Annotated in this window: 7 protein-coding genes and 1 pseudogene; 4 read left to right on the top strand and 4 right to left on the bottom strand. The window is 54.8% G+C overall.

The genetic code is table 11. From position 1 onward, the window contains the following. The 4 genes and pseudogenes from VFO10_RS14445 to VFO10_RS14430 all read left to right on the top strand — a co-directional run. Positions 1 to 1,160: pseudogene (locus VFO10_RS14445) on the top strand (hypothetical protein); the annotation flags it as partial. 150 nt (positions 1,161 to 1,310) lie between these two features. Further along, a complete protein-coding gene (gene rpmF, locus VFO10_RS14440) occupies positions 1,311 to 1,526 on the top strand; it encodes a 50S ribosomal protein L32 (protein ID WP_325141316.1) in 216 nt (71 codons plus the stop codon). Then, positions 1,527 to 2,453: an ACP S-malonyltransferase gene (gene fabD / locus VFO10_RS14435; RefSeq protein WP_325141313.1), complete on the top strand. Its 927-nt coding sequence runs from the start codon at positions 1,527 to 1,529 to the stop codon at positions 2,451 to 2,453. A 107-nt stretch (positions 2,454 to 2,560) separates the two neighbouring features. Further along, entirely contained in the window at positions 2,561 to 5,365 is a 2,805-nt protein-coding gene (locus VFO10_RS14430; protein ID WP_325141311.1) for a 7TM diverse intracellular signaling domain-containing protein, read from the top strand. Here the strand turns inward: VFO10_RS14430 and VFO10_RS14425 are convergent, their stop codons facing one another. The 4 genes from VFO10_RS14425 to VFO10_RS14410 all read right to left on the bottom strand — a co-directional run bounded on the left by VFO10_RS14425 (position 5,366) and on the right by VFO10_RS14410 (position 10,761). Continuing rightward, positions 5,366 to 6,724, bottom strand: a complete 1,359-nt coding sequence (locus tag VFO10_RS14425) for a pitrilysin family protein (RefSeq protein ID WP_325141309.1) — start codon at positions 6,722 to 6,724, stop codon at positions 5,366 to 5,368. Then, complete coding sequence (locus VFO10_RS14420; RefSeq protein WP_325141307.1) at positions 6,721 to 8,109, bottom strand: pitrilysin family protein; 1,389 nt, start codon at positions 8,107 to 8,109, stop codon at positions 6,721 to 6,723. The genes VFO10_RS14425 and VFO10_RS14420 overlap by 4 nt, the downstream gene beginning before the upstream one ends. 159 nt (positions 8,110 to 8,268) lie before the next feature. Further along, positions 8,269 to 10,254 carry a (Fe-S)-binding protein gene (locus VFO10_RS14415; RefSeq protein ID WP_325141305.1) on the bottom strand — a complete coding sequence of 662 codons (1,986 nt, stop codon included), beginning with the start codon at positions 10,252 to 10,254 and terminating at the stop codon, positions 8,269 to 8,271. Between the two features lie 144 nt (positions 10,255 to 10,398). Further along, complete coding sequence (locus tag VFO10_RS14410; RefSeq protein WP_325141303.1) at positions 10,399 to 10,761, bottom strand: hypothetical protein; 363 nt, start codon at positions 10,759 to 10,761, stop codon at positions 10,399 to 10,401. Positions 10,762 to 10,831: the final 70 nt, after the last annotated feature.

Below are 10,831 nucleotides of genomic sequence, written 5' to 3'. Positions count from 1 at the left end.
ATTTGATTGAAGTTGATGAGATATTCCGCGAGGGATCCGAAAGTCCCCTGGAAAGCGCCTCACCTGCATCCATGCCCGAAGGTACCGTGGTCGCCGATCGCAGCGCGATCCTGGAAGCGGCCGCAGGCGTCGGCAAGTCCGCGGGAACAGGATCCAAAGCCAAACCAAAGCCCGTGGAAGATCCCGATGACAGCGATGGTCCCGAGGATTTTGCGCAGCGCAACGATACCGGCACACGCAACTCCGGCAAGCGATACTATCTGATCGACCGCGAAAAGGTTCTGGGACCGCTCAGCGCCCTGGAAATTCAGTCGCTTTACAATCGCAACATGCTGAATAAGAAAGTCCGCGTGCAGAAGATCGGCAATGAAAAAACCATACCGATCACGCAGTTTATTTCGAGCTATTCCGGCGATCGTTTGAAAGAACTCGCCGAAGATGGCCGCATTCCGCAGCAGATCGGTGTGGGCAGCCCGTCTTCCAAAGTGATGAATGAACTTGCGCGCATGGCGAGCAGCCGCCGGGTGGCGCAGGATCGCAAGAATCGCGCGTACCTCGTGATGGCCTTCATCGGTTTGATTCTGGGGGCCTTCGTGTATCTCGTCTACGAGCAGAGCACGAGCGAGCCCGCTCACCGCCAGGCCGTCGAGGAAGAGACCGAAGAACAACCCGCACACACCAAGGCCAGGCCACGCCTGATTCAAAAAGCTCCCGAACCGGCACCGAAAAAAGAGGCGCCCCCGCCTCCACCCAAAAAAGTGGAACGCGAAAAGCCCGAACCCAAACCCGAACCACGTCAGGAAAGACGTCCGATCCGCAAAAATACGGCTGCCACCCGGGTTTCCCAGGACAACGACAGTCCCCGGAATACTGACACTATTCCGCAGCAAAGAGGCCCAGGCCCGATTGCCAAGGCCATAGAGTCAGCAGGACGCATTCAAACGATAGGCCCGCTGACCTTCAGCAATTCCGCTTTGGAATCCTGTCCCAGCAAGTGCACATTGACGCTCTTTGATGGAACCGGCGCCAGCATGAAGGCCGTGTTCTTTAAAAATGCTTATAGTGAGACGCTCCGCAGCCGTGCTCGTGGTGCCTTCCTGACTGGGAACACCAAGATGGACCGTGGCGAACTGACTCTTTTCATCCAGGATGTCCGCTAACTCCCCCAGGCGCTTCGCACCTTCCAGGACAAGTCCGAACTTGACCAGACGACAGGGAAACTGTAATAGGGTAGGTTCCTGATGACAGGACGGCGAAAGCCCTGACGCATACTATTATTCAATACGCCTGCGATCAAAGGAGTATTTCTCATGGCAGTACCTAAGACCCGAACATCCCATTCGAAGCGCAACATGCGCCGTTCGCACCACGCCCTGAAACTTCACGGCGTATCCATCTGTGCAAACTGCAGCACTGTGAAGCCTCACCACGGCATCTGCGACTCTTGCGGCCACTACCGCGGCAAGCAGTGGCTTGAGCCCAAGAAAATGAACTCCAGCGACACGAACTTCTCTGCCGAGGGATAAATGTCAGCGACACTCGCCATGTTCCCAGGGCAAGGAAGCCAGTATGTGGGCATGAGCCAAAAGCTTCTCGAAGCCTTTCCTTATGTGAAAGCCGTCTTTGAGGAAGCGGAAGATTCCTGCCAACTCCACATTCGTCGTCTTTGCCTCGAAGGTCCTGAAGACGAACTCAAGTTGACAGCCAACACTCAGCCCTGCCTTCTCGCGACTGCGGTTGCGTACTGGAAGGTTCTGCAGGATGAAGTGGGACTGAAACCGGATCTTTTTGCCGGTCACAGTCTGGGTGAATATTCGGCTCTGGTCGCAGCAGGCAAGCTGGGTCTGGGGCGCGCGAGTTTCCTGGTCAGAAAGCGTGGCGAAGCCATGCAGAAAGCTGTTCCTCCGGGCGTCGGCGCCATGGCTGCCGTAATGAAAATGCCCGTGGATCAGTTGGAAGCCCTTTGCGCGAAGCACTCGCGACCGGAACATCGGGTTGAGATCGCCAATTATAATAGCGACGCTCAGCTGGTGATCGCAGGTCATGCGAAAGCCGTCCTGCACCTTTGCGAAGACCTCCAGACGCTTCAGATCCGCTATGTGGACTTGCCCGTCAGCGCTCCCTTCCATTCGAGTCTGATGAAGCCAGCCAAGCAGGATATGCAGGGGCTCCTGGAAAGTAGTTACTTCGCGAAAAATTCCGAAGGCGTGATTGCCAACATCACCGGTAGCGTTGTGCGCGATTATAATGCGCAGTACCTCATCGACCAGATCGATGGTCCGGTACGTTGGATACAATCCATTGATGCTGCGAAAAACGAAGGCATTCAGCGCTTCATCGAAGTCGGTCCAGGAAAAGTTCTATTCGGACTTGTGCGTCGCATGGTACCACGCGATGGTTTTGAAGTAATTGCCACCGATGATATCGTCGAGGCGGTCAAGGCCCTGTCCTGATTTCAATCAGCAGGTAAGAGTCGCACGCACGGCTCTTGCCAACTTCCCAAACCCCTTTAGTTTCCCCGAAAAAACACCGAAATGTCGTCATAAGCCCTGGCGGTTTTATGAACTTCAGACATTGGCTGTACCACATTTTTAAACTCACTCTGGGAATCCTGCTTGTCCTGGACACTCCGCTTTTCGCTCGCGCGCATAACGGAATTCTTGATCTGGAGGAGTGGAACTTCGATAAAGAGCCGCAGGTGCGACTCTCAGGCGAATGGGAGTTCTATTGGACCGAGCTTTACGAGCACGCGGATCTTGCCGCGAAGAAGCCGAAGGCTGACATCATTGCGGTGCCAGGACTTTGGAACTTTGTGAAGGATTATCCGAAGCGCGGATACGCGACCTATCGTCTGCATGTGAAGCTCAGGGAAGCACGCACGCTGGCCATTCGCATGCCGTGGGTGCTATCGGCTTCAAAACTTTTTATTGATGATCAATTCATCGAGGAAGCCGGTCAGGTTGCAAGGAACGATGATCCCCGCGTCTATCGCCCCGTCCTTCATGAGGACTACTGGACCTTCACCCCAGCCTCCGCGGAATTCGATATCATCGTTCAGGTCACAAGTTTTAACATTCATCTGCCCGGCATGCCCAACACGCCCACGCTGGGCACGGTGGAATCCATCAAGCGCAGTTTTCAAAGGGATGTGGGGCTTGCCCTCTTTCTGGTCGGCTGTCTTTTCATCATGGCCATCTATCACTTTTGCCTTTTTGCTCTGCGCACGAAAACGCCCTCGACCCTCTACTTCGCCTTTCTCTGTCTTTTCATCGCTCTTTACATGATCGCGGCCTCGTCGGCCACCATGGGAACCTTCTTCCCGCATCTGAGCTATCCTGATAGCATGCGCTTTTTCATGGTCTGGATGATGGCCGTTCCCTTCTTTGCTTACTATAGCCACGAAATGTATCCGGAGCTTTTTTCCAAAAGAGTGGCTCATTTCCTTCTGATCATGGGTCCTGGCATCTATGCCGGAAGTTTTTTCACAGAGGTGAAAGACACCGAGATTCCTTTCATTACCTTCAACCTTGTGACCGGACTCTATGCGCTTTACGTTTTGGTGCGCGCGATCAAAGCCTTCCGTGAAAAAAGGGACGGCGCTGGCATTTTCCTGAGCGCGACCGCCGTGCTCTTCGCCACCGCCATTCATGATTCGATTCGACTCTTTTTTGAATCCATAGCCCTGGGAGGATTTGGCCTCTTTGCCTTCATTGTCGGACAATCCCTCCTGCTGGCTCGCAGGTTTTCCCAGGCCTTTGATCGCATCGACCGCCTGAATGAGAATCTGGAGGAGATCGTCAGCGAAAAGACCCGCGAAATCCGCTCGATCCTGGAACAGATTCCGCTCGGTATTTTTTTGATCACCCGCGAAGGCAGGAAAATTCACAAGGACTATTCGCAGCATCTTCTGCAGCTCTTCGAGGTCCAGGATCTGACCGGCCGCGATGGCCTTCAGCTGCTTTTGGAACGCAGTGACCTGGAACCGGATCAAAAAAGTCAGATGGAAAGCGTCCTGGATGCGATTCTCGGCGAGGATCCGCTGGGCTTTGCTTTAAATCAGGCCACGCTGCCCCGCGATATGGTCGTGACGCGACGTGACGGTACAAGCATGATACTCGAACTGGGCTGGAGCCCGATCGTCGATCCTGCAGGGAAGGTGGAGCAGCTGCTTGTCACCCTGCGGGATATGACGGAACTGCGTTCTCTCGAACTGGAAGCCCGCGGCAAAAAAGAGGAGCTGCTGCTCATCCAGGAGCTTATCAATGTCCCGGCTCCCATCTATCATCGCTTTTCCAGCAGCTGCCGCGACTTTCTGAACGAAAACCGCCGCCTCATCAACACAGTTCATGACCTGGATAAGGACTGGGAGGTTTTGAAAATCCTCTTCATCAATCTGCACACCATGAAGGGCGCGGCGCGTTCGCTGTATTTTAAAAAGATGACGCAGGTCTTTCATTCGGTGGAGCAGTACTATGCAAGCCTGCAAAAAAACCCGGACGCGCCCTGGGATCTGGGAAAAATGAACCGGGATCTGGATGACGCCGAGCGTATCCTTGACATCTATGACAGCATCCATTCGGAAAAACTCGGCCGTCGCCCGAGCGAGGACAAGGGCGGCAGCATCGGCCACCACCAGGCTCGACAGATTCATGGCGCCCTGGAAAAGGCCCGACAGCTGCTGCGTGGGTCGGGGCCTTATGAGGCGCAGGCTCTTTTGGATGGAGCGATCGCGGCCCTTTTTAGCCAGCTCTATCGCCCTCTTGATGAGGTGCTCCGCAGCATCACCAAAGGGACTGCGACCCTGGCCCGGGATCTTGGCAAACATCAGCCCGATGTTCTGATCAACGCTGCAGGCTTTCACGTCACGACTCACACCGAAGAGCTTTTGCATAAGATCTTTATCCATGTCCTTCGCAATAGCATGGATCATGGACTCGAAGGGCCCGAGGAGCGCCGTCATGCGCACAAGGATCCCGCGGGGCTCCTGCGTATGGACGTCTCTATGGATGGCAAGTTCGTATGCATAGCGTATGAGGATGATGGCCGGGGTCTGGATGTCGATAGAATTCGCAGGATCGCCGTGAAAAATGGGCTGATTGCGCCGGACAGCGCCCGAACTGCGTCCGAAGCGGCGGAACTCATCTTTCTTTCGGGGCTCAGCACGAGCCGGGATACCACCGATATCTCCGGTCGCGGTATGGGTATGGATGCCATTCGGAATTTCGCGCGGCAGGCGGGCGGAGACGTCAGGATTCAGCTGCTTGATCCGAAGGGGCCCGAAGGCCACCTCCATCCCTTTACCCTTGAAATCCTGCTGCCTGCCGCTCTCTTTATGAGGATCCGCTGGGACCTTGATGCGGCCTGATCAATTCAGAGACTTCAGGAAACCATCCGCCCAGGGCTTTTGAAAATCCTTGTTGCGATAGACGACACCCAAACGGAAATCCTTAAGATACTGCTTTGCGAGCCTTTGAATGTCCTCGGTTGTGACCTTTTCCAGTTCGCGCGGCATATTGTAAAGGCGGTTGGTATTGCCATCGTAAAGGTAGGACGAGGCCAGGGAACTGGCGAGGCTCCCATGCTCTTCAAGAGTCAGAAAATAGCCGGTCGCAAACACTGTCTTATGCCGCTCCAGATCCTCCTTGCTCATCTTCTCATCCCGCAGTTTCTTCACGACGGGAATAATCGCTTCCAAAGTTTCCTTGGGCCGCGAGGTCGAGGCGTGAATCACACCGATACCCATAGCCAAGGACACCTGCTGCGCATAGACCGCGTATGAAAGCGAGCGCTTGGTCCGCACTTCGCTTTCCAGTTCTTCACTGAGGATGCGCATAAGAAGATTGATGCCTGCGGAATCAGTACTGGTGTAGGGAGGCAGTGAAAACTTCGCCCGCACATAGGCGGTGGGGATATCCCTGTCGGCCATCGCGAAATTCTTTTTGGCGTTGAACTTCGGAGTCGGTGGGGATTTCAGATTGCTGCTGCCTTGAGGCAGCGAGCCGAGGTGCTCGGTCAGAAGTTTTTTCAGCTTCTCCGTCGGCATCCCCGCGACCACGACGATCACCTTGCGGCTTTTTTTCATGACATCCGCATGCAGGGCGGGAAGGTCTTTGAGCTGGATCTTTTTCAGGTACTCTAGTTCCTTTTCATTGGGCATCCAGTAAGGATGGGAGCCACCATAAAAAACCGAGTTCACGACCTCGTTCACATAGGCCTCGGGATTCTGGGTCATGCTCTTGAGTCCGGCTTCGGTCTGCTGCAGGATCAGCTGGCCTTCGGTCGCATCAAAAGCTGGTTCGCGCATGACGCTCGCATACACGGGCAGAAGTTCGGGCAAAAACTCTTCCAGAGTCGCCATGCTGCAGGCGCTGGTTTCAATGCTCACGCCGCAGCCGATGGATGCCGCGTATTTTTCCACCAGAGCATAGAGCTTATCCTTCGGCCAGGTTTTGGTGCCGCGTTTCATCAGTTCGAAAAGAACGCCCAGGGCGGGCTGCTGCGCAGCTGGCACATGCGCCTCACCATAGGCCATGGCGGTGGCGATCTGAACGATCTCGGTGCCTTCAATGCGGCGATAGACAACCGGCACCTTGCCAGGGAGTTCAAAAACTTCAGTGTTCTGTTTTTGCAGGGCAATGGTCGCGTCGCTGACCAGCTGCTTCGCAGAAAGTCCAGGCGTCCAGCCAAGACCGAGGGACAGTAGCAAAGAAAAGATCCTCTTCATTTTCCGGCTCCTTGGCTGGCAGCTGCAGGCTTGGCTTCGGTGTTATCGACCAGCTTCAATTTTTTGGCGTCTTCATCGGAAAGCAGAACGCTCGTGACCTGGGATTTTCCGACGAAATACTTCTTGGCAAAGCCGCGAACATCATCCAGGGTCACCTTGCTGAGTTCGTTCACATAGCCTTCATAGTAATCAAGGCCCGTGACCGCCCACCAGAAGGCCACATCCTTGATGAAGGCGCTCGGGCGATTTTCAGAAAACTTCCGATCAATCACAAGGCTTCGGCGCACATCGATCAGCTGCTGCTCGGTGAAGTAATCCTTCTCGATCCACTGCAGAGGTTCCTTTCTTAAAGCCTCGCGGACGTCCTCGAATTTTTCCGGGCTGCAGCTGGCGGAAAGGTTCAGCTCACCCGCCTGCGATTGGGTCAGATAGCCAAAGCCCGCGCCATAGGTAAGGCCGGAGTCGATATAGCGTTTATGAAAGGTGCTGAGGCTGTGGTTCACAAGTCCGCTCAGAACATCCGCGACCGACGCATCATGGGGATTGCTGCGCGCCAAAGGTCCCGGATACGTCAGCGTCAGACCCACATTCCGCGCCTGGGGATGGGCCCGGATGATATCCTGCGAACTCTTCGGAAACTCGGGAAAGGCCGAGGCTTTGGGGACTTTCCAGCCTTTCGGGTTTTCCCAGCGGCCAAAGATTTTTTTGACCATACCCGTAAGGGCCGCGCTATCAAAATCACCCGAGACGAGGAGGGCGCTGTTCTGGGGAACGAAGACTTCATCCTTGATGGCCATCAGCTGCTGGCGTTCGGCTTTTTCAATGATTTCCCTTTCGCCCAGGGGATAACGAAGATAGGCCAAGGGCCCATAGATCGCATTCAAGCGCGCGCGATAAAGATTGAAGCTGGGCTGCGAGGCATTGCGATCCCATTCATCCAGGACCACCTTGCGTTCGCGTTCCAGCTCCTGCTGGTCGATCAGCGGCGTGGCGATCGCGTGGTACATGAAATCAAGGCCTTCCTCCAAAAATGCGGAAGGCAGCGTGAAGTAGTAACGCACGAGTTCCGGATGCGTGTCGCCGTTGTAAATGATCCCAAGGTCCTGGATTTTCCTTTGAAAAGCTTCCTGATTGGGAATCGAGGCGTTGCCTTTGAAGAACATATGCTCCCAAAGGTGCGTGAGTCCATTGGTATCGGGCTTTTCGGTAAAGGCCCCGGCTTTGACGGCCAGCACAATGGTCACCAAAGGAACCTTGCGCGCCTCAAAGGTCACAAGCTCCATCCCATTGTCCAATTTTTCACTTTTTAAAGAGGCCCAGGATTCGGGCGCGGCCATGAAAAGAATGGCCACGCTCAAGGCGGCTCTCTGGAGAGCTTTGAACATGTTACCCCCGGAAATCAAGTTGGGAAGGATGTGAAATCATCCTGATATCCTGCCAGTGTCGTGGATTGGGTGTCATTGGGGATTTTGAAAAAGGCTGGAATGAAAACCGGCTGAATGCCAAGGGTAAAGGCATTCAGCCGGAATTTTTTAGGAACGTCTTTATTCGCCTATGGAGCGCGAGACGATCTCGGCGATATCGAGGACCTGAACGCTGTCGGCCTTGCCTTCAGCTTTCACGCCGTCATTCATCATGGTCATACAGAACGGACAGGCCGTAGCCACTGTGGAGGCGCCCGTCTGGATCGCTTCCTTCGCCCGGTTCTCGTTGACCCGGGTTCCGATATGCTCTTCCATCCACATGCGACCGCCGCCGGCACCGCAGCAGAAGCCTTTTTCCTTGTTCCGCGGCATCTCGGTCAGCTTCACGCCGGGCAGCTGGCTCAAGGATTTGCGGGGTTCTTCATAGACTTCGTTATGACGCCCGAGGTAGCAGGAATCGTGATAGGTCACGTTTTTCGCAGCATCCGGAACATCACCGGCCTTGATCTTGCCATTCTTCACCAGATCCGAAATCAGCTCACTGTGGTGAACGACTTCAGCCTGGAAGCCAAAATCAGGGTATTCGTTCTTGATGGTGTTGAAGCAGTGCGGGCAGCCCGTCACGACTTTCTTAATCTTGTACTTGCTCAGCGTTTCCACGTTTTCACGGATAGCCGCGTCGGCGAGGTATTCGTTGCCCAGACGGCGCGCGGTATCACCGTTACATTTTTCCTCGGTGCCGAGGATCGAGAAGCTGATGTTGGCCTTCTGCATGATGTTGACGATCGACTTCGAAACTTTCTTGTAACGATCGTCGTAACTGCCAGCGCAGCCCACCCAGAAGAGATACTCAACGTCGCTCTTCTCGGCCATCGTCGTCACGTTCAGGCCCTTGGCCCAGTCCGCGCGAGTCGCCGGAGCCATGGCCCAGGGCGAGAAGTTGTTTTCCAGGTTACGGAAGGTGCCGGCCAGCTCGGATGGGAAGCTGCCTTCGGTCAAAGTCAGATAACGGCGCATGTCGACGATCGCAGGAATGTGCTCGATATAAAGCGGGCAGGCTTCCATACAGGCGCCGCAGGTCGTACACGACCAGAGTTCGTCTGGAGTGATGAAACCGTTGATCAGCGGGGTGCGCTCGGCTTCCGGCTTTTCCTGATGGTCGATCATCGAATACTTGATATCGTGGATGATCTTCCGCGGATCCAAAGGCTTGCCCGTGTTGTTCGCTGGGCAAACTTCAGTACAGCGGCCGCATTCCACACAGGTTTGACCATCGAGGATCTGCTTCCAGGTGAATTCGGTCGGGTTATTGACGCCGAAGGATTCCGCGGATTCATCAAAGACCATGGGACGCAGGCGGCCACGGGACTTGTGATTGCGGAAGTAAATGTTCGGCCAGACCCAGATCAAGTGCTGGTGCTTCGAGAAGGGGAGGAAGGTGACAAAGCTGAAGAGCACGGTGCAGTGCGCGATCAGCATGGTCGTATCCAGAGCCCGGTAGTCGTTCACCAGTCCTTTGAAGTTCGAAGCGAAAAAGGTCGAGAACGGCAAGGCTTCGGAAGGCAAAACGCCCGACAGTGCGCGCGATCCCAGCATCAGCATCGACGTGTACACAAGGCCCAGGATGAAAAGGAGCACGACCATCGCGTCCTTTTTCGAAGCCTTGTTCAAAACAGCAAGACGCTTGGGAGCGAAAAAGAGACGACGCACGATGGCAAAGATCATCGCCGCAAACACCGCGAAGTTCGCGAAGTCCTGCGACATGAGGAAGGCTTTCAGTGCCGTTCCGGTGCCAAGGATCGAGGTGATGTGGAAACCCGGAATCATGCCATAAAGCAGAGTCTCCAGAGTTCCGATGGAAACGACGACAAAACCCCAGAAAATAAAGGCGTGCATGATGCCCGAGACCGGATCGCGGAACATCTTATCCTGGATCAGACCGCCCCGCAGAGTTTCTGCCAGACGCGCTCCGGGATCATCGGTGCGAACCTCCTCCTTGCCTTTGCCCTTCTGGATACGGTCCCAGATCAACTTCAGATTCCATCCGAAGTATGCGAAAACGGCGATCGTAATGATCGCAAATCCAATGTGAAAAACTATCTCCACGTGTAAGCCCCCTGGACTGAATGAATAACCCTAGCCAAGACTTTGCATGATCGAGGCAATAACAATAATAAGGGGCGATCAGATTGTCGAGAAGGTTTCCAAAGGAATTTCGCGGACTCGGGCCGAACTGGTCGGTAACGAGGATCAGGAAACAGATGGGCGCGATGGCTTTCCCAGCTCAGCGAGCTTCTGTTGCCTGAGTTCAGCGGCGCGGCGGAAGGCGTTGAGCGAGTGCATCGCTTGCAGCATCATGCGATGCGTTTCACTTTGTATCTTGGATTCCAGTCCTTCAGCGTACACATCGAGATATTCCTGGATGCGTTCCAGGTAGACCGCATCATTTAAGGCGTGTCTTTCCGCGTCACCGCCCCGGCTCTGGTATCCGCGCTTCAGACTGCGCAAAACCTGTGGCAATAGGCTGCGCAAACGATCCGCGACCTGCAGATTTTCCCGGCTGCGGGCACTATGGCGTCGAATCAATTCCACCAAATGGTCGGGATGCATCATCGGTGACCTTTCCTGCCTTACATTCAGGTCTAGCAGAGGGCGTCCCATCCATCCAGAACAATTGAGTTTT

The sequence above is a fragment of the Oligoflexus sp. genome, from assembly GCF_035712445.1.
Taxonomy (GTDB): domain Bacteria; phylum Bdellovibrionota_B; class Oligoflexia; order Oligoflexales; family Oligoflexaceae; genus Oligoflexus.
This window is presented reverse-complemented; position numbering and strand designations above follow the sequence as displayed.

Coding starts and splice junctions, on each gene's coding strand:
- rpmF (WP_325141316.1), top strand. CDS start 1,311: ATGGCAGTACCTAAGACCCGAACATCCCATTCGAAGCGCAACATGCGC.
- VFO10_RS14420 (WP_325141307.1), bottom strand. CDS start 8,109: ATGTTCAAAGCTCTCCAGAGAGCCGCCTTGAGCGTGGCCATTCTTTTC.
- VFO10_RS14430 (WP_325141311.1), top strand. CDS start 2,561: ATGAACTTCAGACATTGGCTGTACCACATTTTTAAACTCACTCTGGGA.
- fabD (WP_325141313.1), top strand. CDS start 1,527: ATGTCAGCGACACTCGCCATGTTCCCAGGGCAAGGAAGCCAGTATGTG.
- VFO10_RS14410 (WP_325141303.1), bottom strand. CDS start 10,761: ATGATGCATCCCGACCATTTGGTGGAATTGATTCGACGCCATAGTGCC.
- VFO10_RS14425 (WP_325141309.1), bottom strand. CDS start 6,724: ATGAAGAGGATCTTTTCTTTGCTACTGTCCCTCGGTCTTGGCTGGACG.